At 65.8% G+C, this 25,879-nt stretch carries 23 protein-coding genes; 11 read left to right on the top strand and 12 right to left on the bottom strand.

Features of this window, described 5'->3' with window-relative positions; translation table 11 throughout:
- Positions 1-5: 5 nt before the first annotated feature.
- The gene (locus tag VGG51_09480; GenBank protein HEY1883253.1) at positions 6-1,355 is read right to left on the bottom strand and encodes a (2Fe-2S)-binding protein; all 1,350 of its coding nucleotides are present in this window, start codon (positions 1,353-1,355) and stop codon (positions 6-8) included.
- A gap of 27 nt (positions 1,356-1,382) precedes the next feature.
- Entirely contained in the window at positions 1,383-2,867 is a 1,485-nt protein-coding gene (locus tag VGG51_09485; GenBank protein HEY1883254.1) for an amino acid permease, read from the bottom strand.
- A 39-nt stretch (positions 2,868-2,906) separates the two neighbouring features.
- Between VGG51_09485 and VGG51_09490 the strand changes: the two genes are divergently transcribed.
- The gene (locus VGG51_09490; protein ID HEY1883255.1) at positions 2,907-3,218 is read left to right on the top strand and encodes a rhodanese-like domain-containing protein; all 312 of its coding nucleotides are present in this window, start codon (positions 2,907-2,909) and stop codon (positions 3,216-3,218) included.
- 19 nt (positions 3,219-3,237) lie between these two features.
- Here VGG51_09490 and VGG51_09495 read toward each other — a convergent pair whose 3' ends face one another.
- The gene (locus VGG51_09495; protein ID HEY1883256.1) at positions 3,238-3,705 is read right to left on the bottom strand and encodes a DUF4440 domain-containing protein; all 468 of its coding nucleotides are present in this window, start codon (positions 3,703-3,705) and stop codon (positions 3,238-3,240) included.
- A 122-nt stretch (positions 3,706-3,827) separates the two neighbouring features.
- Between VGG51_09495 and VGG51_09500 the strand changes: the two genes are divergently transcribed.
- Genes VGG51_09500 through VGG51_09515 form a run of 4 tightly spaced genes read left to right on the top strand, consistent with a single transcriptional unit; the run spans position 3,828 to position 7,496 of the window.
- Entirely contained in the window at positions 3,828-4,217 is a 390-nt protein-coding gene (locus tag VGG51_09500) for a hypothetical protein (GenBank protein HEY1883257.1), read from the top strand.
- 52 nt (positions 4,218-4,269) lie between these two features.
- Positions 4,270-4,590: a GYD domain-containing protein gene (locus tag VGG51_09505; protein ID HEY1883258.1), complete on the top strand. Its 321-nt coding sequence runs from the start codon at positions 4,270-4,272 to the stop codon at positions 4,588-4,590.
- A gap of 13 nt (positions 4,591-4,603) precedes the next feature.
- Positions 4,604-7,321: an adenylate/guanylate cyclase domain-containing protein gene (locus VGG51_09510; protein ID HEY1883259.1), complete on the top strand. Its 2,718-nt coding sequence runs from the start codon at positions 4,604-4,606 to the stop codon at positions 7,319-7,321.
- Positions 7,311-7,496 carry a hypothetical protein gene (locus VGG51_09515; protein ID HEY1883260.1) on the top strand — a complete coding sequence of 62 codons (186 nt, stop codon included), beginning with the start codon at positions 7,311-7,313 and terminating at the stop codon, positions 7,494-7,496. Before VGG51_09510 ends, VGG51_09515 begins: the two co-directional genes overlap by 11 nt.
- On the opposite strand, the gene VGG51_09520 is transcribed toward VGG51_09515, so the two are convergent.
- Positions 7,486-8,925, bottom strand: a complete 1,440-nt coding sequence (locus VGG51_09520; protein ID HEY1883261.1) for a S53 family peptidase — start codon at positions 8,923-8,925, stop codon at positions 7,486-7,488. The genes VGG51_09515 and VGG51_09520 overlap by 11 nt on opposite strands.
- Positions 8,926-8,999: 74 nt before the next feature.
- Positions 9,000-10,502 (bottom strand): hypothetical protein, encoded by a 1,503-nt coding sequence (locus VGG51_09525; GenBank protein HEY1883262.1) that lies wholly within the window; start codon positions 10,500-10,502, stop codon positions 9,000-9,002.
- 60 nt (positions 10,503-10,562) lie between these two features.
- Here VGG51_09525 and VGG51_09530 point away from each other — a divergent pair, with 60 nt between their 5' ends.
- Entirely contained in the window at positions 10,563-12,236 is a 1,674-nt protein-coding gene (locus tag VGG51_09530; protein HEY1883263.1) for a cation:proton antiporter, read from the top strand.
- A 13-nt stretch (positions 12,237-12,249) separates the two neighbouring features.
- On the opposite strand, the gene VGG51_09535 is transcribed toward VGG51_09530, so the two are convergent.
- Positions 12,250-12,768: a methylated-DNA--[protein]-cysteine S-methyltransferase gene (locus VGG51_09535; protein ID HEY1883264.1), complete on the bottom strand. Its 519-nt coding sequence runs from the start codon at positions 12,766-12,768 to the stop codon at positions 12,250-12,252.
- 126 nt (positions 12,769-12,894) lie between these two features.
- Here VGG51_09535 and VGG51_09540 point away from each other — a divergent pair, with 126 nt between their 5' ends.
- Positions 12,895-13,239: a VOC family protein gene (locus VGG51_09540; protein ID HEY1883265.1), complete on the top strand. Its 345-nt coding sequence runs from the start codon at positions 12,895-12,897 to the stop codon at positions 13,237-13,239.
- A gap of 26 nt (positions 13,240-13,265) precedes the next feature.
- Here VGG51_09540 and VGG51_09545 read toward each other — a convergent pair whose 3' ends face one another.
- Positions 13,266-14,252, bottom strand: a complete 987-nt coding sequence (locus VGG51_09545) for a hypothetical protein (protein ID HEY1883266.1) — start codon at positions 14,250-14,252, stop codon at positions 13,266-13,268.
- A 42-nt stretch (positions 14,253-14,294) separates the two neighbouring features.
- Positions 14,295-14,483, bottom strand: coding sequence for a hypothetical protein (locus tag VGG51_09550; GenBank protein HEY1883267.1), 189 nt, complete (start codon positions 14,481-14,483; stop codon positions 14,295-14,297).
- A 51-nt stretch (positions 14,484-14,534) separates the two neighbouring features.
- Between VGG51_09550 and VGG51_09555 the strand changes: the two genes are divergently transcribed.
- A complete protein-coding gene (locus VGG51_09555) occupies positions 14,535-18,011 on the top strand; it encodes an AAA family ATPase (protein ID HEY1883268.1) in 3,477 nt (1,158 codons plus the stop codon).
- A 73-nt stretch (positions 18,012-18,084) separates the two neighbouring features.
- Here the strand turns inward: VGG51_09555 and VGG51_09560 are convergent, their stop codons facing one another.
- The gene (locus VGG51_09560; GenBank protein ID HEY1883269.1) at positions 18,085-18,636 is read right to left on the bottom strand and encodes an ester cyclase; all 552 of its coding nucleotides are present in this window, start codon (positions 18,634-18,636) and stop codon (positions 18,085-18,087) included.
- Positions 18,637-18,740: 104 nt separating this feature from the next.
- Between VGG51_09560 and VGG51_09565 the strand changes: the two genes are divergently transcribed.
- From VGG51_09565 to VGG51_09575, 3 genes are read left to right on the top strand one after another with little or no spacing between them, the layout of a single operon-like run.
- Entirely contained in the window at positions 18,741-19,478 is a 738-nt protein-coding gene (locus tag VGG51_09565) for an NTP transferase domain-containing protein (protein HEY1883270.1), read from the top strand.
- Entirely contained in the window at positions 19,475-20,680 is a 1,206-nt protein-coding gene (locus VGG51_09570; protein ID HEY1883271.1) for a glycosyltransferase family 4 protein, read from the top strand. Before VGG51_09565 ends, VGG51_09570 begins: the two co-directional genes overlap by 4 nt.
- The gene (locus VGG51_09575) at positions 20,677-21,696 is read left to right on the top strand and encodes an NAD-dependent epimerase/dehydratase family protein (protein HEY1883272.1); all 1,020 of its coding nucleotides are present in this window, start codon (positions 20,677-20,679) and stop codon (positions 21,694-21,696) included. Before VGG51_09570 ends, VGG51_09575 begins: the two co-directional genes overlap by 4 nt.
- Before the next feature lie 18 nt (positions 21,697-21,714).
- Here the strand turns inward: VGG51_09575 and VGG51_09580 are convergent, their stop codons facing one another.
- The 3 genes from VGG51_09580 to VGG51_09590 are packed head-to-tail and all read right to left on the bottom strand — an operon-like array spanning position 21,715 to position 25,820.
- Positions 21,715-22,935, bottom strand: coding sequence for a hypothetical protein (locus VGG51_09580; GenBank protein ID HEY1883273.1), 1,221 nt, complete (start codon positions 22,933-22,935; stop codon positions 21,715-21,717).
- The gene (locus tag VGG51_09585) at positions 22,932-23,942 is read right to left on the bottom strand and encodes an ROK family protein (protein ID HEY1883274.1); all 1,011 of its coding nucleotides are present in this window, start codon (positions 23,940-23,942) and stop codon (positions 22,932-22,934) included. Before VGG51_09585 ends, VGG51_09580 begins: the two co-directional genes overlap by 4 nt.
- Before the next feature lie 12 nt (positions 23,943-23,954).
- Positions 23,955-25,820, bottom strand: coding sequence for an iron-containing alcohol dehydrogenase (locus VGG51_09590; GenBank protein HEY1883275.1), 1,866 nt, complete (start codon positions 25,818-25,820; stop codon positions 23,955-23,957).
- Positions 25,821-25,879: the final 59 nt, after the last annotated feature.

Below are 25,879 nucleotides of genomic sequence, written 5' to 3' on the forward strand. Positions count from 1 at the left end.
GGCGCTTAGGGCAGCGGCGGGAAAATCGGTATCTTCTTCGAGTTCGTGTTGGCGACGTACAGCGAGCCGTGGGCATCGAAGCCCATGGCGACCGGGATCGTGATGCCGGGGCAGAGCGTCTGTATCGGGCGACCGGATTTCGGCGCGTACACCGAGACGCTCCCGTGGCCGGCCGCGCTGTTTCCAACGTAGAGGTTATCGAACGAGTCGATCGCGAGCGACGTCGGCCTGAAAACGCCGCGGAAGAGTTCGCGCTTGGGCTGCGCATCGTGCGGGCCGTAGATCGACACGCTGTCGTCGGTGCTGTTCGCGACGTAGAGATTGTTGAGGCCGTCGATGGCGATGGACGTCGGGTGGCTGACGAACTTCGAGACGGTGCGATCCGGGACGATGCTGCCGAAGGCATAGACGGTGACGCTGTTCGCGCCGTGGTTCGCAACGTAGAGCTGGTCGAAGGCATCGAAGGCCATGGCGAAAGGAGTGCTTATTCCTTTCTTGATCGTTCGCAGCGGCGTGCCGCTCCCCGGCGCAAAGATGCTGACGCCATCGGAATGAAAGTGCGCGACGTACAAGTTTCCTTGGCCGTCGAAGGCGAGCACCTGTGGAGACTCGACATTGATCTTCCGTACGACCTGCCAATTCTTCTCGCTGTACACGCTCACCGTGCTATTCGAATTGGCGACGTAGAGCTTTCCGAGCCCGTCCAGCGCGAGCGTCGTCGGATGGTCGACGCCCACGCGGATCGTTTCGACGAGTTTGTGAGTGGCCGCCGCATAGACGGTGACCGCATTTTCCTGAAAATTCGCAACGTAGAGGCGCCCCTCGCCGTCGAAGACGACCGACTGCGGAGAATTGACGCCGTCTTCGATCGTGGACGAAGGGTTGATGGTGCAGGCCTCGGCGGCCTTGCCCGGCGAGGCGGAGCCGGCCAGCGGCGGAGTCGCACTCCCGCCGGCGGTTCCGGAGACCGGCGAACCACTGCAGCTCGCGAGCGCGGCCGCGAGGACCGGCAGCGCCATAAGCGCGCCGAGGCGAGAACTGTTCTTGCTGCGCATGGTTTCATTCTTTGGCGGCCGGTCGTCGCAGCCCTTGACCGAGGATATCGGAATGGTTGAACTCATCGTTAGTCTTAACGGTTCGAGCGCGGCATTTGTTCCACCGTCCTGCTGCGCTTTGGGCATAGGTGGCGGAGCATTCGTAACCCGCCGCACGATCTGATCGATCTCCTGCGCGCAGGCGTAGCATTGCGCCATGCAATCGCAGCGCGCGTACACTTCGTCGTGCGAAGGGGCACCCTGCTGGACTGCTTCCACGATGCGTCGCTCCGTTAACCCGTTGCAAATGCAGATAAACACGTTCGGCTGGGGGCATCGGTTCGGCGTTCAGCCATTCCGTTGCGCCACCGTGCTCTTACGGCGGCCGTAGAAGAAGTAGAAGAGCAGTCCGGCCATGAGCCAGATCGTAAACGCCAGCCACACGAGCGGGAAGAAACCCCAGACAAGCGGATTGCCGACGCGCAGAAAATAGATCAGGAAAAGCGCCGAGATCGCCGATAGTGCGGGGATGACGTACGGGCCGAACGGGAGCTTAAAAAGCCCTTTGAGTTCGGGGTGGCGGCGACGCAGCAGCGGCACGGCGGCCGAGACGAGCACGAACGCGCACAACGTGCCCATGTTGGTTAGCGAACCGAGGATGTCGATCGGAAAGAGCGCGCCGGCGGTCGCGATCAGAATCCCGAAGAACACCTGCGAAAACATCGGCGTGCGCCAGCTGGGGTGCAGCGCCGTGAAGCGCGGCGGGATCAGTCCGTCGCGGGACATTGCATAGAAGATGCGCGTCTGCGCGTACATCTGCACGAGCATCACCGTCGTTAGCCCGGCGATCGCGCCGAAGGAGACGATGACGCCGGCCCACGCCAAGCCGACGCTGTTCACCGCGAAGGCGACGGGGAACGCGACGTTGAGCGTGTAGAACGGCACCATGCCGTTGAGGATCGCGGAAACGACGATGTAGAGAATCGTGCAGACCGCCAAGCTGGCGATGATGCCGAACGGCAGGTCCCGAGCCGGGTTTCGCGCCTCCTCGGCGGTGGTCGAGACCGCGTCGAAACCGATGTACGCAAAGAACATGAAGGCCGCGCCGCCCAGCGTTCCGGCCCAGCCGAATGGAAAATACCCGCCTTGCCCGGAGCGCGGACCCGCCGGCAGATGATAGTTCGCCGGGTTGATGTGGCCGATGCCGACCGCGATGAAAAACAGGACCACGAGGACTTTGATCGTGACGATGACGGTGTTGACCGCGCCCGACTCTTTGGTGCCGCGCACTAAAAGGGCGGTAACGGCCAAGACGATCGCGGCCGCGGGGAGATTTGCGATTCCCGGGGTTGGATCCCAGTGGCTGTGCTGCCACACCTGCGGCAGGTTGAGGTTGAAGAGCGTCTTGAGGATGAACGTGAAGTAGCCCGACCAGCCGACGCTGACGGTCGCAGAGCCCAACGCATATTCGAGCACAAGGCTCCAACCGATGCTCCAGGCCAGGATCTCGCCGAGCGTCGCGTAGGTGTACGTGTACGCACTGCCGGCAATGGGAATCTTGCTGGAAACCTCCGCATAGCACAGCGCGGCCAGCGTGCTGACGATGCCGGCGACGATGAACGAGATCGTGAGCGACGGTCCGGCGCGCGTCGCGGAAGCGACTCCGGTCAGCACGAAAATGCCGGTGCCGATGATCGCGCCGATCCCCATCGCCGTCAGCGACCACGGCCCGAGCGAGCGCTTCAGGCCGTGCCGCTCGTCCGAACCCTCGGCCAGGATCGTCGAAAGCGGCTTAACGCGATCGAAGAGCATCAGCCGGAAAAGTGTATGCACTTCGGCGATATGCTCCTGCCGGAGGGTATACTACGAGAAGTGCAGACGATAACGCCGGCCGATCTGGAGCAGCGCCTTACCGAGGAAGGTGCGCCATTCTTGCTCGACGTCCGCGAGGTCGAGGAACTGGCCGACGGCGCGATCGCCGGATCGGTCAACATTCCGATGGACGACGTCGAGGAACGGCTGCGCGAGCTTCCGCGCGATCGCGACATCGTCGTGATCTGCCATCTCGGTGCCCGCAGCGCCTACGTCACGAAGCGGTTGAACGCGCTTGGTTACGGTCGCGCGATGAATCTGCGCGGCGGGATGGAGGCCTGGCTCGCGCGGCCCCCACGCGCAAACGGCTAGCGCTACGGTTGCGTAGCGCCTACGGTTTCGTCGTCCAGACCATGCTGGAGATCAGCCAATTTCCTCCGGTGTTGTGAAAGGTGTACGTGATCGTCCCCGCTTCGGCAAACGGCTTGGTGCCGGCGATCCCGGTGACCGTCAGCGCCTGCACCAAATACGCGTCGGTCGCCGTTTGCTTAAACTCGCCGGCGCGAACGTTCACCGCCTTGATGTGCGCCATCTTCGCCTTCTGCGTGACGGCGTCAACGACGTGCCACCACGCGACCCCGGCGCCGGCGCCCCGCCACGTAAACGGCGGATTTTCGTCGACGACGACCGCGTCGCCGGTGAAGAGCCCGGCAAGCGCTGCAGCGTCATCCGCGTTCGTATTCGCAATGACGGCGTTGACGAGCTTCAAGATCGGCGCCGGCGGCGGCTTCGGTGCCGCGCCGGCCAGCGCGGGAGCGAGTGCGAGGAATAGAAAAGCGGCGATCGTTTGCAGTTTCACGGATCCTCCAGGCAACGGGTAGCTCTGTTGCGAGCGTTCTTCAAGCGGGCATCGGCGGCAGTCCTGTGCGGAGTATGCATCCGCCCGAAGGTCCGGCGGCTCGGCCGAAGCAAGGAAAGGCGATGGCGCCGGCTCTAGCCGCTCTTCTGACCCTGTACAAGCCGCACATGACGTGCGTCTTTCACGCGCACGATCAAGCCGCTCAGTCGTTCTTCTCCGATACCGCGGCGACCCCGGATGGCGGCCTTATTACCCAGCGCAACTATGCAAAGGGCTTTTCGGAGATCATCGCGATCGCTTACGATGAGGCGACGCGTCAATACGTCCGGACGCAGCTCACGAGCGATGGCGCCATTGCCGCCGCGACGGCGTCCGCGCCGGAAAAAGGCGTGTGGACCTGGGTGGTACAGACCCCGCACGTTCCCGGCCAGGCGAAGGCGATTCATTTCGGAACGGTCGACGGCAAACTTCGCTATTGGTATGCCGGCGGCGCCTACACGCTCTGCACCTGAGAGGGCCAATCGCCGCGCCGCCGTAGAGAGTCCTTACAGGAGGGCTTACATCATGCCGAAGTTTCTCGTTGAGGCGAAGTACACGGCCGGCGGCACGGAAGGTCTATTGAAAAGCAGCGCATCGGCGCGGCGCAAAGCGGTTGAAGATCTGATGGCGTCGCTAGGCGGAAAGCTCGAGAGCTTCTACTTTTCCTTTGGCGGCACCGATGCGGTCATCGTCGTCGATCTGCCGAGCAACGAAGTCGCGTTGAGCGTCGCGTTCGCGGTCCGGGCGTCGGGCATGGTACACAGCGCCACGACGTTGCTGATTTCGGTCGAGGAAGCCGATCGAGCGGTCGAGCATCACGCCAAGTATCGGCCGCCCGGCGCATAGCGCCTCACCGGCAATGAGCGCCCCGGAGTCGCGGCCGAGCGGCACCGTCACCTTCCTCTTCTCCGATATCGAAGGAAGCACGCTGCGTTGGCAGCGAGATCCGCAGGCAATGGCGGATGCGCTCGCGCGCCATAACGAGCTCTTCCGCGCGGCGATCGAGAGCAACGGCGGATACGTCTTCAAGACCGTGGGCGATGCCTTTTACGCCGCTTTTGCCGGCGCACCGGAAGCGGTCGCGGCGGCGCTGGCCGCGCAGCGCGCGTTAAACGCGGAAGACTTCTCAGCGGTCGAAGGAGTTCGCGTGCGAATCGCCTTGCACGCCGGCTACGCGCGCGAGCAGGACGGCGATTATTTCGGGACGACCCTCAATCGCGTTGCGCGACTGGTTTCTATCGGCCACGGCGGCCAGACCCTGCTCTCGGGCACGGCCGCAGAGCTGGTGCGCGACGCGCTGCCGCCCGACGGCGAGCTGCGCGACCTTGGAGCGCATCGGCTCAAAGATCTCGCGCGGCCGGAGCGTGTCTTTCAGCTCGTCGTGCCGGATCTGCTCGACGCGTTTCCGTCGCTGCGTTCGCTCGACTATCTCCCCAATAACTTGCCGCAGCAGCTCACCTCCTTCATCGGACGCGCCGGCATCGTGGAAGAGGTCAAGGCGATGCTGCACGAGCACCGGCTCGCGACGCTGGTGGGAGCGGGCGGGGCGGGGAAGACGCGTTGCGCAATTCAGACGGGAGCCGAGCTGCTCAACCGCTATCCCGACGGCGTGTGGCTGGTCGAGCTCGCGCCGATATCCGATCCGGCGCTGGTTACGACGACGATCGCCCGGGTTCTGGGCGTACGCGAGACGCGCGACGCGGAACTCTTGACGACGCTGCTCGGCGATCTCGAGCAGCGCCGGCTCCTTTTCGTTCTCGACAACTGCGAGCATCTCGTCGACGAAACGCGGCGCGTCGCTTCGGCCATCATCGGCGGCTGTGCCGGCGTTGGGATCCTCGCGACCAGCCGCGAGCAACTCGGCATCTCCGGCGAGCGCGTCCTGCGCATGCCCTCCCTTCAAGAGGCTGACGCCGTCGAGCTCTTTGCCGATCGCGCCCGTGCCGCCGACGACCGCTTTGCGCTCACCGCCGAAAACGAGCCGTTCGTTGCTGAAATCTGCCGTCGCCTCGACGGTATTCCGCTCGCCGTCGAACTGGCGGCCGCGCGGGTCAAGCTGCTCTCCCCCAAAGCGCTCACGGAAAAGCTGAGCGAGCGTTTTCGCGTGTTGACCGGCGGGAGCAAGGACGCAGTGCCTCGCCATCATACGCTGCGCGCCACGATCGATTGGAGCTTCGATCTGCTCGACGAACCCTCGCGCGCGCTCTTTCGTACGCTCTCGGTCTTCGTCGGCGGCTGGACGCTGGACGCTGCGACGGCGGTCTGTGCTCAAGACGGCGATGAATGGGGCGTCCTCGACTTGCTTTCATCGCTGGTGGACAAGTCGCTCGTCGCGGTCGAAACGAAAGGAGAAGAGCGACGCTACGACATGCTCGTCTCGATCCGTGAGTACGCGAGCGAACGCCTCGCCGAAGCGGGTGAAGCGCAGGCGGCTGCCGCCAAGCACGCGCGCTTTTACGCGGCGTTGGCGAAAAGCCTCGCGCCGCTTGCGGGCGAGCTTGAGGACGTGCAGTGGCAGCGAAGTCTAGCCCCCGAGCTGGACAACCTGCGCGCCGCAATCGACTGGACGATCGTTTCGCAGCGGGATCCGCAGCTCGGAATGGAGATGCTCTCCGAGCTTGAGTGGCCCGAGCTGATCGCAACGCCGCATGAAGCGCTTCGCTGGTTCGAGGCGGCGCTGCGCCTCGAGGATCGCGTGCCGAGCGACCTCATCCTGGCGCGCTTGCTGCGGCATTGCGTCATCTTAGAGTGGCTGACCGGTCAACCCGCGGCGCACCGCGAACAGCTCGCGCTTGCGGCCGTGGCGGTGGCGCGACGTGCCGGAGATCCCGATGAGGTCGCGCGCGTACTCGGCTATCTCGGAGCTACGTACGCTCACGAAGCGCGTTTCGACGACGCCGAGCGCGTTTTCGCGCAAGCCTACGCCGCGCCGGCGCAGCTCTCGCGCGCGGCGGCTAATGCCGTGCTGCGCATGTGGGCCGCCGGCAGCCTCGCGCGCGGTGACGTCGACGCGGCGCGAAAGCGATTCTCGGAGGTTGCGCGTTGCGAACGGCCCGGCAGCGAGGCGCACGCGAGCGCGCTGCTCAATCTCGGCGAGCTCGAGTACGCGTCGGGCGATCTCGAAGCGGCCCAAGCCGCGGCGTCGCAGGCGAAGGCGGCCTACACGCTCATCGGTTCCGTGTATACGGTGCTGGCGCTTTCGAATCTCGCGGCGTACGCGATGGAGGCCGGCAATCTCGATGATGCGCGAGGGTACTTGCGTGAGGCGCTGCAGCTTCAGCCGAGATCGGGCCGCGGCTGGCTGGCTTCGGTCATCGAAGCGCACGCGCTGCTCGCGGCGCTCTCGGGCGATTTTGAAAGTGCCGCACTGCTCGGCGGTTTCTCCGACTCGCTCTATCGCGCGCGCGGCGAAGTACGGCAGCAAACCGAGCATCGGGGATACGAACGCCTTTTAAAAACTCTCGCGGAGGCGTGCTCGAAAGAAGAGATTGCGAGTGCAATGGAGTCGGGGGCGCGGATCGGCGAAAAAGAGGCGCTGGCCCGCGCCTCGGCGATATATGAGCGGCATGGCCGATAATCAAACGCAAGCAGCTGCGGCGCTCGATGCGCACGCCGGCGCGATCGACGTCCTCCACAAACAGCTCGCCTCGTTACCCGGCTGCGATCGGGATCGCCTCGCTCAAGCCGTCGGGAAGTATAAAGCCGCTCATCAGGTTTTCGTAGACGACGCTCTCGGCTGCGTCACGCACTGACCGCCGCTTCGATCGCCTTTCCATTCGGGACACCGAGCCCCGTGCAGGGGTTCCATCCCGCCGCGCAGCGGTAACGATCGTTGCCTCCGCAGAGCACATCGTAAAGAAGCGCGCCGCCGGTTCTTTCGTAGAGCAAGGGCGCAAAGAATCCAAGCGGTGTAGCGAGGCGCTGATTGAGCCGCGCGGTGAGCGCGGCCCACATCGGTGCCGCCGCACTGGTCCCCCCCATCGCGACCTGCGTTCCCTCGAAGAAAACGGGATATCCCGGCCAGACCTGCGCCGCGACATCGGGAATGCCGCGTCCGGGTGGGACGCCGTAGGCCGCAGCTGCCGCATCGACCGCGCCTTGCCACGGCGGCACCAAAAAGAACTCGCTGAACCCGCCGCCGCTTTGGTTCCAGCCGCTTTCGGCCGAAGCGTCGGCGCCCGCTGCAATCGTCGTGCCGCCGCAGGCGTGGGCGAACGCGCTCGACGCGGGTGCGAGCACGTGCGCCCGATTCGCGTCGTCGACCTCGGCACCCCGATCGCCCGACGCGCAGAAGACGGTGACGCCGAGTAAGGCGGCGGCCGTGAAGAGCTCGTCGAGGATCGTCAGGGCAATCGGCGTCCAGAGTCGTTCCGGAAAGCCGAAACTGATCGAGAGTATCGAGGGCCGATGCTCGTCATCGAAGATCGCCGAACGGATCGCGTCGAGCACGCCGCGCTCGTCGTCGGGCGTCGCGTAAATGACGATCTGCGCGCCCGGCGCGAGCGCGCCGATGATCTGCGTATCGATCGCCGACTCGACGTCTTTTGCCGTTTCGACCTGATGGGTCAGCTCGGCGTTGTCGACCCGTTTGACGATCGGCTCCTTCGCGCTGACGCCCTGCGCCTGCATGCACTTCGCGAAGTCGCCGGCGTTGAACGCGCCGCGCATTTGCAGCACGCCGATGGTCACGCCCGAGCCGTCGGCATCGGGGAAGCTGTAACGCTTGGCGATATCGGCGGCGCTGAGCGGCGCGATCTCGCTGTGCAGCGCGCCGACCGCGTGCGAGCGGGGCCACTGATGGATGCCGAAGGGCGCGCGCAAAATCGCCGCGACCTCGGGTGGAGCGTGCAGACTTCCGGAACGATGGCGGAATCGGCGCTTGTCGCCGAGTTCGTAGATCCCGGCGGTGGCGCCGAAGGCCTCGACAAACTTGCCGATCGGCCCGCTCATCACGACGCTGCGCCAGTGTTGCGCGATGATCTCGATGCCGTGCCGCGCACAATAACCGCGCAGCACGTCGACGTCGCGCGCATCGGCATCCGTCGCTTGCGTAAGCGAGGCTCGGTCGTCGTAGGTGCGTTTCGAAGGCGGCATCTCGCCCAGCGCCCTCGCTTTGGTCCCATCGAGCTCGCTCCCGGGGCGCGGGCGCAGCCAGGCCGTCAGCCATACGTCGCCGTCCATGGCTTCGCTGACGGGGCTCGCCCCGGGCCAGATTGGGCGTTCCGTTCCTACGATGGGAACGAGCGTGTCGAAAGTTACTGCGAACCTCCCAACTGCTTGAGCGCTTGGGTTGCCGCGCTCGAGCGTGGACTGGCGTTAAGCTCGGCATTCAGCGCCGCGCGCGCCACCGCGGTATTACCCATCTTGCGCGCTAGCTCTGCCAGCGCCATGTGCGGCGAGTAATAATAGAGCGTCGGCATCTCGACGCCGCCCGCGAGCCGATCGCCGCGGGTCGCTTCGCCCGATGCCTGCGTCAACAGCTGTAGCGCCGCGCCTGCGTCGTTTTCATCGAGCGCGATCTGTGCTAGAACCATGTGGCGCATCGAGTCCTCGATGGCAATGCGTGAAGGAAAGGCTGCGGGCGCCGCCGGCATCTGGGCGAGCGCCGACCGCGCCTTGGAGACGTCGCCGAGCTTTGCGAACGCAAGGGCGTGGATGAAGGACGGCGTCGGCCCTGGGACGCCTTTAGGAAACGAGACGTCAAGAACGCCGTGCCAGTCTCCGACTGCAACCAGCGATCGAGCGATCATCACCGGATTATCGGCACGCCGCGCGACCGCGACCGCGTCCGCCTGGTGGCCGGTCTGCGTCATCGCATAGAGTAAGAACGAGACGTTGTGCGTGTGGTAATAGCGGGGAGCGCTATAGTAACCGGGATGGCAGCAATCGATCGCAGCGTAGTCCATCGAAACGGAACGCCGACCGACGTCCAGCGCCTCGTCATACATCCCGACATCGAAAAACGTGTGACCGGGCATATGCGTCAGATGCGAGTCTTCAGAAGGGAAGTCGAACGCGGCGAGCTGCGCTGCCGCCGCGACCGCCGCCGGCGATTGACCGGCGAACTGCGCCGCGTGAATGTAGAAGTGAAGCAGCCCGATGTGTTTGGGGAACTTAATGAGGCTTGCCTGAAAGTACGGTAGGAGCACCGCGACGCCGTTGATGTATGCCGCGCGCCGGGCCGCGATCCACCCCTCCCGGTTGAGTGTCACGTCGCCAACGGCGGCATAGAGCGCCGCTTCGGCGTACAGCGCGGCGGCGTCGGGATCGTCGGGATAGGCGGGATAGGCGGCGGCGATGCGCTTCAGCGAGTCTCGATAGTTCGAAAGGAGCGCATCCGGCGTGGCTTTCGTCTTGTCGTCGAAGCGCGCGGCCGCAGCATCGATGAAGCGCCGGTCTTCCACCGACGCATTTGCCTCGAGCGATTTTGCACACTCGATCGCCTGTTGGGCCTGTGCCTGCCGGCCGTCGGTTGCCGGTACGTTTAAGTTCGGCGCATTGCTCAGCGCGATGCCCCAGTACGCCATCGCCATCTTTGGATCGAGATCGGCCGCCGTGTAGAACTCGTGCTCGGCCGCCTCGGGATTATAGGCGTAGTAGTCCAGCAAGCCGCGATCGAACGCGGCCTGCGCGGCGGCGTTCGAAGAGACGGCGTGGTGAATCTGCGGCGAGGGGCGCGGCGTGGCGGACGGCGCCGGCTGCGCGTTTGCCGCGGCCGCTGCGCCGAAGAAAAGGCCAAGCAATACGAGCGTTTTCATATCAAGGAAAGGCTTTGGTTGCGAGGGGGCCGCACCCTCTCGGCGTTGGAATCCGCGCACATGGGCTTGCTGGCGGCGATCGTGCCGGAGGACGCGACGACCCGATTCCTGACGGACCTGACGGCCGCGCTCGTCGCAGCGAGCATTCTGGGCGGTATCGCGCGCCGGCTCGGCATCACGCCGATTCTCGGATACGTGATCGCGGGGATCGCGATCGGGCCGTTTGCCCTCGGCAATCCGGCGAGCACGGGATCGCTGGGGGGCTTGAGCGAGCTGGGCTTGATTCTGCTGCTTTTCAGCTTGGGTTTGGATTTCTCGATCACCGAACTCGGCGCGGTCGGCCCGATCCCAATGATCGGAAACGTCGTGCTGATGGTTATGTTCAGCGCGGCCGCCTCGGGCCTCGGACGGCTCTTCGGCTTCGTTCACCCGATCACGTTCGGCTTGACGTTCGCGCTTTCGAGCACGGCGATCGGCGTCGCGCTGCTCAAGATTTTTGGTCTGCTCGACAAGCGGCCGGGACACGCCGCGGTTGCACTGCTGGTCGCGCAGGATCTGATCGCCGTCTTGATCCTCGTCGTAACGATCAGCCCGGCGGCGGAACTGACGCCGGCCGGCATCGTGCTCCCGTTGCTGAAGGCGGCGCTCTTCGTGGTCGTCGCCCTCGTCGTCGGCGGAACGCTCTTGCGGCGCGTTGTGGTGGCGTTTTTACGCCGCGCGCCGGCCGGCGCGATGATCGGCTTTTGCACGGCCGTCGCCCTCGCCGCCGCGTGGCTCGGGCACATTGCCGGACTCTCGTTTGAGTTCGGCGCGTTCATCGCCGGCGCGGTGATTTCGGAAGCCGCCGGGAGCCGAATGGTCGAGTCGATCGTCGCACCCTTCCGCGAGTTTTTCATCTTGGTTTTTTTCGTCTCGATCGGCACGTTCGTCGACGTGCGGGCCGTCGCGCAGCATTGGCCCGCGATCCTCGTCGCCGGCGCAGCGTTCGCGGTGCTGCGCGTCGGCGGTTGGAGCCTTTTGAGCCGCCTCGTCCGTCAGCCGCTGGGCACGTCGATCGCGCTCGGCATCGCGCTGCTGCCGCTCGGCGAGTTCAACGTCGTCCTCGCGAAGGCCAGCCTCGCTGCGAAGCGCTTGGACTCCGGCGAGTACGCGACCGCCATCGGGGTCACGCTGTTTACAATCCTCTTTGCAGCGATCGCGACGCGGCTCTTCAGCGCGCGTTTGCGCGTTCTCGATACGAACGGCCTGGCGGAAGTGCGGGCCTTTGAAGGAGCGCCCGAGGTGCTCATCCTCGGATACGGGCGAGTCGGCCGAACCGTGGGCTCGATCTGCAAGCGCGCCGGCATCTCGTTCGCGGTGATCGAGACCGACGTCGACCTCGTTCACCTCGCGCAGCGCGACGGAGCCCACGCCCAGTACGGCGACGGAGCCGACCCGCGCGTCGTCGAGCGCGCCATGGTGCCCTCGATTCGCGCCGTTCTTTCGACGATTCCCGACAGCGCCGCAAACGTTGCCCTCGCCCGGCGGCTTTCCCATCAGAGCAGCGCGCGCATCATCGCCCGCGCGCAGCGCGTTCGCGACGTTCGTACGCTGCGCGACGCCGGCGCTCACGACGTTTTGGTGCCGGAGGCCGAGGGCGCGTATCGCTTTGCCGAGACGGTGCTGGGCGAGTTGGGCTTGCCGGAGGAGCGCATCGCAGCGGCCGTGCTCGACGACCGTTCGCGCTCATCGTAAGGAGCTGTCGGATCTAAAGCGTCGCGAAGAGAAGCGGTTCGGGCGGCCCGAGCGCGCCTTCGAGCTCGAGCAGCGCGCGCTTGAGCGGCAGCCCTCCGCCGTAGCCGGTTAAAGTGCCGTCCGAACCGATGACGCGATGGCATGGGATAACGATCGGAATCGGATTCGAACCGTTAGCTCGGCCGACCGCACGGGCGCCGTTGGAGAGTCCGAGCGCGGCGGCGATCGCTCCGTACGAAGTCGTCACGCCGTACGGCACCTCCAGCAATTTTGCCCAGACCTGCTGCTCGAACGGCGAGCCGGCCGGTTTCAACGGTACGTCGAACGTGCGGCGCGTTCCCCGGAAGTATTCACGGAGCTGCTCGCACGCGATCTGCATTCCGCGCGCCGCCGCCGCCGGCGGTGCGTTCGCCGGTGCTGAGGGCTTGCGGTTCGGAAGCAGAATCTCGACCAACACGCCCTCGTCGTTTACCGAGAGCGCAATGGTTCCGACCGGAGTGTCGAGCGTGGAGCGAAAGAGGGCGGGAGTCATGTTCTATCAGACGCGCGCACCGTGTTTGGGGTTGCGAGCGGCCGCCCCTTCGTTTCAATCCGTCACATTCCGGCCTGGCGTTCCGTCATCACTGCGAAACACATCGTCGAAAGGGAGGATCATTTCGTGGAACAAGTTGACCGCCGCCTCGTAATCGCATATCCGGTCGCCGACCTCGCCCGCGCGAAAGCGCTCTTCAGCGTGCTGCTCGGCACCGAGCCGTACGCCGATTCAAACTATTACGTCGGCTTTCGCCTCGGTCCGATCGAGGTTGGTTTGGCCCCGCAGCGCGGCGAAAAGACGCAGGACGGACCGATCGCCTACTGGGCGGTAGGCGATATCAACGAACGCCTGCAGCGCCTGCTGGATTCCGGCGCTGCTCCCGTGCAAGAGGTCAAAGATGTCGGCGGCGGCGCATTGACCGCAATGGTAAAAGACGCCGACGGAAATATTCTGGGGATGGTTCAGTAGCTAACCGAGGCCGTCGCCGCCTTGCCCTAACCGCCCGCGACGCTGATAGCAACGCCGCGCGGCAGCTCTTGTCCGCCCGAAACGGTCTTGATCGCCGCTCCTCCGGCCGGGTACGCGTACACGCCGGTCGATGCGTTGCAAAGATCGGGCACGATGACGCGCTTGTGGTCGCGTAGGATATAGAACTGTGCCTGACAGGCCGCGTTCGTCGCGATCGAGCCGAGAATGCTCGCGCCGTCGGTCTGATAGATGGTCCCGCTCCCGGCATTCCCGATGTCGAGATACTTGCCGTCCCAGGCAATGCCGCCCGGAGACGTAATCGCTCCACCCGACAGAGTGACGTCGCTCAAGCTTGACGAGCCGGTAGCCAGCTCTGCCAGCCCAAAGGCAAACGAACTCTCCAACGAGCCGTCGACGAAAAGATTTCCGGCGCCGTCGTATCCGGCGTAAGCCATCTCGAAGAAGTTGTAGTCCCAATACGTCGCGTGATTCTCCTGACCGTTGCGAAAGACGGTAACGCCGGGGCCGGCGCCGGCCACCGCGAGGTCGCCGGTCTTCGGATCGACCGAGCATCCGGAGCCGACGCCGGGGTTTCCGCTCGCATCGCCCGGGCTGAGGATGTTGATCGGCTCGGAACCGCCGTGAGCGAACTCCCAAACGGCGACATCGCTCGTGTCCAAAATCCAAATGTAGCCGCGCCGGTCAGTGCAGACGCCGTTGATGGAGGGAAAGCCGCTGAGCGCCCCGGCTCCGGTGAGCTGCGGATAGGTGTAGATGTAGACGGAGCCCGTACCGGAATCGGCCACGTATAATAGGCGCTTTCGCTTTGCGGACGGATCGACGTGCGATTTGCGGCGCACCTCGAGTAGGATCGCAGCCTTCGATGGAGGGATGCTGCGCGCACCCGCTGCAAGGGGCGCGCTCGCCGGCACGGCCGGTGCGCCGCAGCCGCTCGCGAAGCCGCCGGCCACTGCGAGCGCAGCGAGGAACGCAAGACTCTTGAGCGTGTTCATTGATGCTCCTTTTGCTCGTAGAAATCTAAATGGATGTTGAGTTCACTCCGTAGCAGGGGGAGAAGCGGCGAGGCAAGCGGCGATGAAGTCCGCGACCTCACGCGTCTCCGTAACGAAGAGGCGCTTTCCCGTGCTCACTTCGTGGATGGAGCCGCGCCACTGCGCGTCGGCGGCTTCGCCGGCCGCCCACATCCGAACCAGGAACGTTGCGTCTCGCCGTTTTGAGTTCACCGATCCAGAGTAAGGGGGTGCCGTGCCGCCGGCGTGCCGAAGCCGCTCCGGGTGAACGACGCCCGCGCGAGTGCCGGTGGGCTCGAGGTGCGACTATTCGGCGAGCCTGACGTTCGCTGCGCCGGCGCTTCCTTGAAGTTTGCAAAGCGGCCGGTGACGCTCGCCATGGTGGCGCTGCTGTTGTTAAAGCGGGGGCGGCCGCTCGCGCGCGAGTCGCTGGCCTTTACGCTGTTTCCCGACAGCGACGAAGAGAACGCGCTCGCGGAGCTTCGCCGCTACGTGTATCTGGCGAATAAGGCGCTGCCGGCGGCGCAAAGCGAAGCCTGGATCCTCGGCGACGGCGAAACGATCCGCTGGAACGATTCGAACCCCGCCTTCGTCGACTTCATTGAGTTCGAACGCCTCGCGGGCGAACCCCAGACGCAGCACCTCGCCGTCGAGCTCTATGCCGGCGATCTCCTAGAAAACGTCTACGACGATTGGGTTCTCGGCGAACGGGAGCGGCTGCGCGCGAAGTACTTCAACCTCCTCGACGAGTTGATCGACCGCAGCCGGGCCGAACGCAACTTTCCCGCCGCCGTCGCGCACGCTCGGCGCGTGCTCTCGGCGGATCCCTGGCGAGAGGACGTCTTGCGTTCGCTCGTGGCCGTTCGTTACGAGTCCGGAGACACGGCCGGCGCGCTGGCCGAGTACGATCGGTTCGCAAAGCGCCTGCGCGACGAGCTGGCGATCGCGCCGATGCCTGAAACGATCGCCTTGCGGCAATCGATCCTGCGTCAAGAGGCGGTGCCCGGCGCGCTGGCGCCGAGGGTGCCGGCGGCCGGCGGCGATCCGGCGCGGCCAGCGAGCTCGATCCTGCCGTTTGTCGGACGCGAGAAAGAGCTCGCCCAACTGTACAACGCCTGGGGCCGAGCGGCGCGCGGCGGCGCCGGCCTGGTCTTGCTGGCGGGAGAGGCGGGAATCGGCAAGACGCGGCTGACCGCAGAGCTGGCACGCACCGTGCAAGCCGAAGGCGGCCGCGTCTTTGTCGGAACGACCGCATCGCCGGAGTCGACGCCGTATCAAGCGATCGTCGAAGCGTTGCGCTCCGGCCTTCCGCTGCTGCTCGCGCGCAAGATCTCTCCCGAGCGCCGGACGGTGTTGTCGCCGCTTCTCCCGGAGCTGCACGATCCCGATGCTCCGGGCGCGATCTTTTCCGAGAGCTCGCCGGAGCGCGACACGGCACGCATCTACGAAGCGTTATCGTTTGCGGTGCGCGGGCTCGCTTCGCCGCGGCCGCTGCTCTTGGTCCTGGAAGACCTCCACTGGGCCGGCTCGGCGACCATCGAGGCGCTGGGCGCGATTTTTCGCGACGCGGCGCGGCTGCCGATCTTGATCGTCGTAACCTTCCGCGCCGAAGAAGTCTCGGTATCCCATCCGTTGCGGACGCTCGAGCGTTCGCTGCGGCCGCACTACAAAATCGAGGAGCTTGAGCTCGAACGCTTCGCCGAAGCCGACGTCCGCGAGCTCCTCGAGCGAATGGAGGGACTGCACGAGAAGGGCGACGACGTTGCTCGCGCGCTCTACGTGCAGAGCGAAGGCAACGCGCTCTTTCTCGAAGGGGCGATCGACGTATTGCTCGAGAATCGCGCCGCGGCCGTCGAGTCCTCGACGCTCTCCGGGGTGATCGCGAAACGAGTCGCGCGGCTTGGGGACGACGCGCGAGCCGTCGCCGAGATCGCGGCCGTCGCCGGTTCGGGATGCAGCGTCCTCTTGATTCGGGAGGTCTCGAATCTCTCGAGCAGCGCGCTCGCGCGCGGCATCGACGAACTGCTCGATCGCCGCGTCTTTCGCGAAGCCGGAGCGAGGAGCGGCTACGATTACGTCTTCAGCCACCACCTCATCGCCGGCGCGATCTACTCCGAGATCGAGCCGGCCTTCAAACGGCAGCGCCACTTTCGCATCGCGGAGTGTCTCGAGGCGATCTTCGAATCGGACGGCTCGGCTTCGCCTCGCGAGATCGCGCGACAGTACGAGCTTGCCGGATCCCCGGACCGTGCGGGTGAGTGGTATCTCGCGGCCGCGCGCAGCGCCGCCGGCGTCCACGCGCACGGCGACGTTATCGAGCTCGCGAGCCGAGCGCTCGAAAACGCGTCCTCGCTCGACCTGCGCAGAGCCGTGCTCGAGGTCCGCGAACTCGCCCGCAACCGGCGCGGCGACCGCGAAGGACAGCGCGAAGACATCGAGCTGCTCGACGACTTGGCCGGCAGCGATTCTCGCGCGGCGTTCGACGTTGCACTCCGCCGAGTGCTGCTGGCACGGGCGCTCGGCGACGCGAATGAGGAAGGGCGCCTCATCGCGCGGCTCGCGCAGCTGGCCGATGAGCTCGGCGACCTCGAGCGCGCGCAAGCGCTCACGCAGCGCGCAACGCACGCGGGCCTTTGCAGCCGCTCGGCGGAAGGGGTCGAGCCGGCTCGGCAGGCGCTTGAGATCTACGAACGGATCGGCGACCTGCAGGGACAGCTCGAATGTCTGCAGCTGCTCGTCGAGTTTTCGATCAACATCGGCGAGCTGAGCGAGTCGCACCGTTATCTGTCGCTGATCGGAACGCGCGCGGCCAGCCTCACCGATCAGACGATCGAAGCGCGCGCGCTGGCCTCTGCCGGGCGCGCGGCGCTGCTTCGGCAGGATTACCGCGAGTGCTTCTCCTTGACGGAGCGGGCGCTGCAGCTCAATCTCGCGCTTAACGATCGCGAGGGCGAAGCCGGTTCTCGCGGCCGGCTGGCGGTGACCGCCGCGTGGCTCGGCGACTATACCTACGCACTGCGCGAGTTCGATGAAGCCGTGGCGATCTACGAGTCGCTGGAGCACAAGCGCGGTTTAGCGTCGTCGTACACCAATCGAACGGTGCTGCTGATGCGCGTGGGGCTCTTTGCCGAAGCCCTGCGTTCGATCGAACGGTCGAACGAGCTCTTCGACATCGTTCAAGAGAAGCGTACGATCGCGGCCAACCAGGTCAATGCGAGCTTTGCGAACGTTCAGCTCGGAAACGCGGCCGCCGCCAAGGCGTTTGCTTCGTCGGCGCTGCGGATCACGCGCGAGATCGCGTATCCCGTTTTTGAAGCAGCCGCGCTCGCGAATCTCGGAAACGCGGAGCGCGCGCTCGGCGAGCTCGATGCTGCGATCGGACATATGGAAGAAGGCGTCGCGATTCGCCGCTCCGTTCAGGAGCCGCGCGACTTCGTCGACGACCTCGCCGATCTTACGTTTGCGTACCTCGCGGCGGGGAGAGCCGGCGAGGCCGGCGCCGCGGCGCGAGAACTCCTCGCCCTTGGGGAGGATTCGTTCGAGGGTGCGTTTTGGCCGCAATATGCGTGGTGGGCAACCGCTGCGGGGCTCGCCGCCGGCGGCGCCGAGCGCGAGGCGCGGCACGCGCGCGAGCGCGCTCATGCCGAGCTGGCGGATTTTGCAGCCCGGATTGCCGACGAGCGAATCCGCGCGGCATTCCTCAACGTGCCGGTCAACCGCACGATCGCCTCAAGCGATTGAGTTCGCGAGCGCCGCCAGCCGCACGGCGCCGCTCTCGATCTCCGCGTCACTTCCGTTGGCAAAGCCCATCACGTTAGCGGCGCGAGATCACTCCCGCGAGCCTCCGAACGATGCCGCCGGCGGTGATTCGCGCGATCGTTAAGGGATGGGCGACGACGGTCGCCAAGCGGCCCGCGAACGTCTCCGGTTCGTGAAAGACTCCGAGCTGCTTGAGCACCGTTGCGCGATCGTAGTAGACTCGTTCGCCGGTCAGGCGATCCTGGGCATCGAAGCTAAAGACGGCGCACAGCGGTATCGCGACGGTGCGGCCGGTTCCGGGAAGCCCGCGCCACGTTCCGCGGTGAGTACCGCGGATCACGACCTCGAGTATTACCTGTTCCGAAGTGACGTATTCGTGGCGCAAGTCGATGAAGAGGTCCGGGACGCTGCGCAGCAGCCCTTCGTAGTAGGACCGCACCCCGTCGCGCCCGGCGTGGTGTTCGTTCCAGGCCTCGTCATCGTAGCCGGCGGATTCCCCGAACGTCTGCAGGATCGCCTCAAGGTCGTGGGCGTTCTCATAGCGGACGTGTTCGCGCACCGCAGTGAGGCGAGCCGCCATCCGCCGGCCCAGCGCCGAATCTGACACGCCGGTTAGGTTTCGCAGCGGGGCCGGCTGGACCATGTGCCCGAGGTCACGGGGCCTGAACCGAAAGCCCCTTTGCTTTCCGCTCCCTCCGTATAGAATTGGGCATGGGCTTCACCCGGGGCCTCATTATGGCTGGGGGCAGGTCGCAACGAATGCGCGCCGTCGCGGGCACGCCCCACAAGGCCCTCGCGCGAATTCGCGGCGTCACGCTTTTGGAGTGGAACGTCCGTTTGCTCATGCGCAACGGTTTCCACGATATCGTCGTCGCCGTGAGCCAGAACGAGCCCGAAATCTCGGAGTTCGTCGCAACCTCGGTTGCGCCGCAGGCCGCGCTGCGCGGCGCGAGCGTCGAGCTGTTCCTCGAAGAGACGCCGCTGGGGAATATCGGCGCGGCACGCGAGGTCGTCGGTGAGGCCGACAACGTGCTGGTGCTGTACGTCGACAACCTTGCCTCGATCGATCCGCGGCGCCTCGTCGAGTACCACGAACTCGAAGGCTTTGCGATGACGATAGCGACGCATCGTGAGGCGTTTCAAATTCCGTTCGGCCGTTTGGCGCTCGACGGCAATCGGATCCGAGAGTACGCCGAGAAGCCGGCCCTCACGATGCAGGTCTCCAGCGGCACCTGCGCGCTGTCGAGGCGCGCCTGCGCCGCGATTCCCCCCGGGCGGCTGACCGGAGCCAGCGACCTTTTTGCCGTGCTGACGGCAAATGGCGAATCGGTTGGCGCGTTTACCCACAACGAGCCTTGGATCGACATCAACGACGTGCCGGCGCTGCTTCGCGCGCGCGATCTCGTTGAGTCGCGGCAATCCGAGTTTTTTGGCCTGACCCTCCCGTGAACCGGCTGCGCGTTCTCTCGGTAATCAATTCGCTCTACTTTGGCGGCGCCGAGTGCCGCTTGCTGAGCCTATCGAAAAGCATCGATCGCGAACGTTTCGATCAGCGGGTGCTCACGCTCAAGGTGCCCGACGCGCAGCGAGAACGCAGCCTCGGCAGCCTGCGCCCCCACTTTGCGGCGGCGGGAATTGCCATCGACGACCTCGGCGAGGAAGCCCCGGAACTCGGCAGCGCGCATGGTAGCGCCGTAAAGGTGGTGCGCTCCGTTCCCCGCCTGACGCGAACGCTCGCGAAGCTGCGCGGCTACATTCGGGAGAACCGGATCGACGTCGTCGATACGCACACCGGTACTGCAAATCAGATCGGGATCGCCGCCGCGGTTTTGTGCAAGCGCCCGGTCGTCGCCACCACCTACGGTTTGGAAGTCTTTCGCCCGCTCTGGGTGTGGCGCGGCTCCGAGTCGGCGATGTTCACCGCGGCCTCGGCGATCGTCACCGACTCCGAAGCGGTGGCGGAGCTAGTTCGGCGTAAGCTGCTGCGTCGCCGGAGCGTCGCCGTCATCCCTAATGGGATCGCGCCGCCGCAGACGCAGCACAGCCGCGAAGAGATGCACGCGCGGTTCGGCATTCCGCTCGACCCAAAGGTCCGCGTGATCGGACAAGTTGCGTCGCTCACGCCGCGCAAGGGTCACCTGGTCTTGCTCGATGCGGCGCAGCGCTTGAGCAGAGCCGATCCAAACCTTCACTTCCTGATCTGCGGCTACGCTCGCGGGTGGTTCGATTACGAGCGGGCCCTGCACGCTCGCACCGCCGAGCTTGGTCTGCGCGGGCGGGTGCATTTCGTCGAATATCCGGGTCCCGTGGGGGATGTTTATCGAGGCATCGACGTGCAGGTGCACGCCTCGACGCAGGAGTCGCTGCCGCAGGCGATCATCGAGGGCATGGCGCTTGGGAAACCAGCCGTCGTAACGGCGATCGCCGGCATTCCGACGATGGTCGGCGACGGAGAATCGGGACTCGTCGTTCCTCCGGACGATGCTGCCGCGCTGGCGAACGCACTCGCACGCCTGCTGCAAGACGCGTCGCTCGCGGCGCGGCTCGGCGAGACGGCTCGGCAGCGCTACCTCGCAAATTATACCGACGTACAGATGGCGCGCCGCCTCGAAGCGATCTTCGCAGGCGTCGCTGCGCCGGCGGCTGCATGAAGCGGGCTTTGGTTACCGGCGCGCAGGGTTTCGCGGGTAGATATCTCGTCGCCGAGCTGCTCGCTGCGGATCCGCGCCTCGAGATTGCCGGCCTCGGGCGCTCGCCGGTTCGCGGCACGTTTACGCACGAAGTGACGCTGGGCGGCGAGCGCGTTTCGGCACCGCTCCCCAGCGGACTCGCGGCTGCGGCAAGCGACGTACGCTACCGTTACTACCAGGCGGATATCCGCGACCGTGCGGCGCTTCGCACGATCTTGCATAAGTTTCAGCCCGACCGGATCTTCCACTTGGCATCGGGCTTGCGCGACGACGCGCCGAGCCACTTGTTCGGTACCAACGTCGAGGGAGCCATCGACTTTTTGGAGGCCGTCGCGGACGCGGCCCCGCGGGTAGAACGAATCGTCGTCGGCTCGAGCGGATCGGTGTACGGCCGGCCGGCGGTGCTCCCGTTGGGTGAAGACGCGCCGTGCGAGCCCTGCGATTACTACGCCGTCAGCAAGCTTGCCCAAGAACACGCCGTGCGCATCTTGGCAGCGCAGCGAGGGCTGCCGGTCGTCGTTGCGCGGATCTTCAACATCGTTGGTGCCGGACAGGACGAACGTCACGTCGCGGGACGGTTTGCCTCGCAGATCGCCGCCATCGGTGCCGGTGCCGCGCCCGCCCGGCTCGAGGCCGGCGACCTGTCCACGGCTCGAGACTTTATCGACGTGCGCGACGTCGCACGCGCGCTTGCGATCCTCGCCCGCGAGCCCCGGGTACGCGGAACGTATAACGTGGCCGGCGGCGTCGCAACGCCGATCGGCGAGATTTTGGGAGCGCTGCTCGACGCAGCGCAGCTGCGCGCGACGGTAACGGTCGAGCGAACCTATTCGCGAGCCTCGGATATGCCGCGCGCCTTCGCGAGCATCGAGCGGCTGCGCGCCGCCGGCTACGCACCGAGCGTTTCGTTAGCGCGAAGCCTCACCGACCTTCTCGATTACTATCGGCGAAATCTCGTACCGGCAGAAGCGGTCTAGATAACCTTCGGATTCATTCTAAACCGCGGCGAGCAGGTCGGCGCTCAGCGCGTCGACGTCGACGCCGCGGCCCTCCAGCCACGGGTGCTCCGCAAGAACGTTCGCGCAGTCGCCGATCCGCGCTGCGAGCACCGCCCGCGCCGCCAGACGCTCGTACCGTACGAAATGCTCGAGCGTCTGCAGGATCCGCGGGGCGAGGTTCGTGCGTCTCTCCAACCGCATTCGGACTCCGTCTTCGAAAACGAAAGGCTGCTCGAGAACGTCCTCAGCAGCTAAAAACGGCAGATATCCTTCGTTGCGCTGCGAGAGAAAGAACGTCGTCGAAACCGGCAGGCCCGCGAGCGCACCGACGTACGGAGCGACCGCATCCGAATACCACGGAGTCGGCCGGCGCGCGAGCGCTTCGACGATCTCCTCGCGACCGGCTGCGGCAAAAGCCTTTAGCGCCTCTTGCTGGATTGACGCCAGTTCGGTCGCGCGCGAAGGCTGGCTGCGCTGCCGGCGCAGCGTAACGTCGGGTTCGTAGTGCAGGCTGAGATATTTTAAGGGAATCGCGCTCACGGCGCGAATCAGCCGGCTCGTCGGAAAGGAAGCGTCGTCGCACGTCGCCGCGTACTGTGCGACGAGACTCGTGCCGTCGACCGATACGTCGTCGAACCATCCGAGGTGATTGACGCCGGCATAGCTGAAGGTGACGCGTGCAACGGGAGCGCGCAGCGACGCGCAGGCCGCGCACAGGGTAACCCACGGCAGCTCGCAGATGCCCGCGACGTCGAGCGACGGAAAGGCCGAGAGCGCGCATCGCACGAGCAGGCTCAACGGCGCGGTCATCAGCAGAATCTTCGCGCGAGGGCAGCGCCGGTGGATCTCTTCGAGCGCCCGCGACAGTTGCGGCCACGACCGCCAGGCCGCCGCGAAGCCTCCCGGTCCGAGCCCTTCGTCGCCGCACAGGCCGTGACGCAGGGGAAAGGACTCATCGCGCGCGCGGGCGTCGTAGCCGCCGTATCGCGCCTGTAGAATCACGACGTCGGTACCCTGCAAATCGGCAAAATCCCTCGCGCACCGCGACGTAACCCGTTCGCCGGATAGGATGTCGATGGCGCGCCGTACCGCGCTAAGCCGCTCTTCCGAGCGCCCGATGAGCGTAACGTCGAGCTCGGGCGCGAGCGAACGCAGTTCGGGCGTCATGAAGAGCGCCGGCGTGCTGGCCGCGCTGCCCCCGACGATCGCGATCTTCAACGAACGGCCTCGCACCGCGCGCGGTAAAAGGCGGCCGCGCCGGCCAAGCAGACATCCTCGATTTCGTCGTAAATGGTAAGGCTGCCGCTGCGCCAGAGCGGGAACGCTTGCGAGCCCAATAGCTCGACGAGCTGCGCGCCGAGCACGTCGTGATAGACCGGGCCGAGCCGCTGCGCAAAACCTCCGATCGCGACGATGCGATCGAGGCCGGCCGCGGCTACGAGCGAGGAGAGGACTCGAGCCAAAGGCTGCGCCGCCGTGCGAATTATCGAGAGCGCCCAGGCGTCGCCCGCAAGCGCCGCGGGGATCAGATGCTCTTCGTTGGTGATCTCGGCGGGTCCGGCGCCGTCGCGCCGAGCGATCCGCGAGCTCGCGAAGGCCGCGGGTTGTGCGCGCGCCATGCGCCGCGCCAGCCGCTGCGTGCCGCGCCCCGACGAGATCGCGCCGAGATGCCCGCGGCCGCCGCAGTCGCACGCCGGGGCCTCGGGGGACGTATCGACGACGATATGGCCGATCTCTCCGGCGAAGCCGGTATCGAGGACGCGGTCGGGGTGGCGGCGATCGTAGAGTTTGCCGCCGATTCCGCTGCTGACCGTCACCACGAAAAAGCGCTCGGCGTCGAGGCGTTGCGAGAGATACCACGCCGCCGCGGAAACGTCGTTGATCAAGTGCACGCGGCGCCCGGTTCGCGACTGCAGCTCGCCGGCGATGTCGGGAATCGGGCCGGCCCGCGCTCCCAGGATCGTGGGTGCGGCGAGAAGGCGGCAACCCGCGACGACCGGCCCGGGGACCGAAAAAGCGATGGCGTCGCCGGTATCGTTGTCGCGGCTCGCGTCGCGCACGTAGCCGGCGATCGAATCGAGGATCGATTCCCACAACTCCGCGCCGTTTGCCGCGGGGTGAAAGTTGCTGATTTTTCGGCGCGCGTAGGAGTGGAGCTCTCCGTCGTCGCTCGCCACCGCCAATCGAAGGTGCGTACCTCCGGCGTCTACCGCAATGACGGGCACGGCGCCGGTTTGCTAACTGGCCGCCGGCGTGCTTGCAGCCGAAGCTCTGGCCACCGCGGCAAGCGCGGCCCGGCACTCGTCGGCCTCGACGCGCTGCAAGAAGCCGCATTTTCCGACCGCGACGGGTATCGGAAAGTTTAACTGTCCGCCGCGATGCGCTTTGACCTCGTCGAGCGCTTCGGTGAGCAGCTTTACCGTGCACGAGTCATCGGTCGCGCGAAGCCCGGCAACGTCGTACAGCGCCGCCATTCGTTCGAGCAGCGATACGGGGCAGAGCCTGCGGCGCACGGCAATCGCCGTCGAAAGCAGCATGTCGATCGCGACCGCCTCGCCGTGCTGCAGGCGGTAGTTGCTGCGTATCTCGAGCGTCGGGCTGAAGGAGTGCCCGAAGTCCACCGCACGTTTGAGGTTGTCTTCGTAGAGATTGGGCGCCAATTCTACCATCATAGCCGCCGCAGAGCGGTCGAGCACCTCGCGCGCGATTGCGCTCGGCGACTGAAATGAGGAACGCAGCAGCTCCTCGAGGTGGTCTTCCAAGAGCTCGAAGAGTTCGGCATCTGCCGCAACGGCGATCTTGATGATCTCGGCGACGCCGCAGGCGAGTTCGCGAGGCGGCGCGGTGCGCAAAAATGCCGCGTCGTTGAGGACGCCGAGCGGCGGGTAAAAGGTTCCGAGAAGGTTTTTGTGTCTGCTGAAATTTACGCCTTGTTTGATCCCGACGGCGACGTCGACCATGCCGAGCAGCGTCGTCGGGATCCGCACGAAAGCGACCCCGCGGCGATAGAGCGCCGCAGCCGTCCCGGCGATATCGAGAACGACCCCGCCGCCGACGCCGGCGATGACGCCGTCGCGCGGAAGCCCCGCGGCGATCGCCGCCCGGCAGACGCGCTCGACCTGCCGGAGATCCTTGTTTGACTCGCCCGCCTTGAGCGTGATGATCCCGAAGACGTTGAGATAGCGCGCGGCATAGGCGCGCAGCTGCGCTCCGTAGAGTGCGTCGATGCGCTCGTCCACGGCCAGCAGCAGAGGGCGTCTCCCGACCAGATCGGCGAAGGCCGTGGTCTGTGCGTCGAAGACCGGCGACGTCAATTGCGTAACGGTGTACGCAACCTCGCGCGTTGCGTGCATCGACAACGACGTCGCCGCATCCGAAACGCTCGTTCGCACGTGGTTTTGCGCGCGGGCCGGCGCGAGCGCGGCAATCGTTCCTCGGCGGACGGCTTCTTCGGTGAGGACGGCGACGGGAAAACAGCCTTCGCGGCCGAGTGCCTCGATGCACGCTGCAATGCGGCGCGCGAGTTCGGCGCCGACGTGTTCTGACGCTGCGATGACCGCCGTGCGGTAGCCGAAGTCGCGAGCGATTCGCAGCGGCGCGCTCAGCAGACTCGCGACGCGTTCGGCCGCGTCTTGAGGCAGGGCGCGTGCCTCGAGCCGTGCGAGGTTTTCCACCTGCAAAAGCTCGCAGAGGCTCGACTCATGGGGACGGATGCGTGCGCTGCGAGCCCCGCCGGCACGGGTCACGAGTGAAAGCGTTCCCCTCCCCGCGAAATCGATGAGTACGAAGCGCTCCAGAGTGCTGGGGGCCGCATCGGCCAGCGCCGCCGGCCGGGACTGCACGTAGAATGGCACGCGAGGCTCCCGCCGGCTCGCTGCAGGCGCCAGAATGCAAGCGCTCTCGACAACGACGACTTTGGAGACGGTCGGAAACTCCGCAAGGACGGCATCAACGAGCCGGCCCGCGGCGCCGTTGCGCCGGTCGGCCTTTAATCGTAACGGGGCGTGGCAGATCTCACGCAGCGTCGTTTGGTCGAGGACCGTAACGCGCGAAGTGGCCTTGTCGTAAAGCTCCACGAAGCCGAGATGTGGCGAGGTTCCCATAGCGTTGCGGGCCAACCTTTCATTGGCGAGCGCTTTTTCTCGTTAAGAATACCTCAAAA

The sequence above is a fragment of the Candidatus Cybelea sp. genome (assembly GCA_036489315.1).
Taxonomy (GTDB): Bacteria; Vulcanimicrobiota; Vulcanimicrobiia; order Vulcanimicrobiales; family Vulcanimicrobiaceae; genus Cybelea.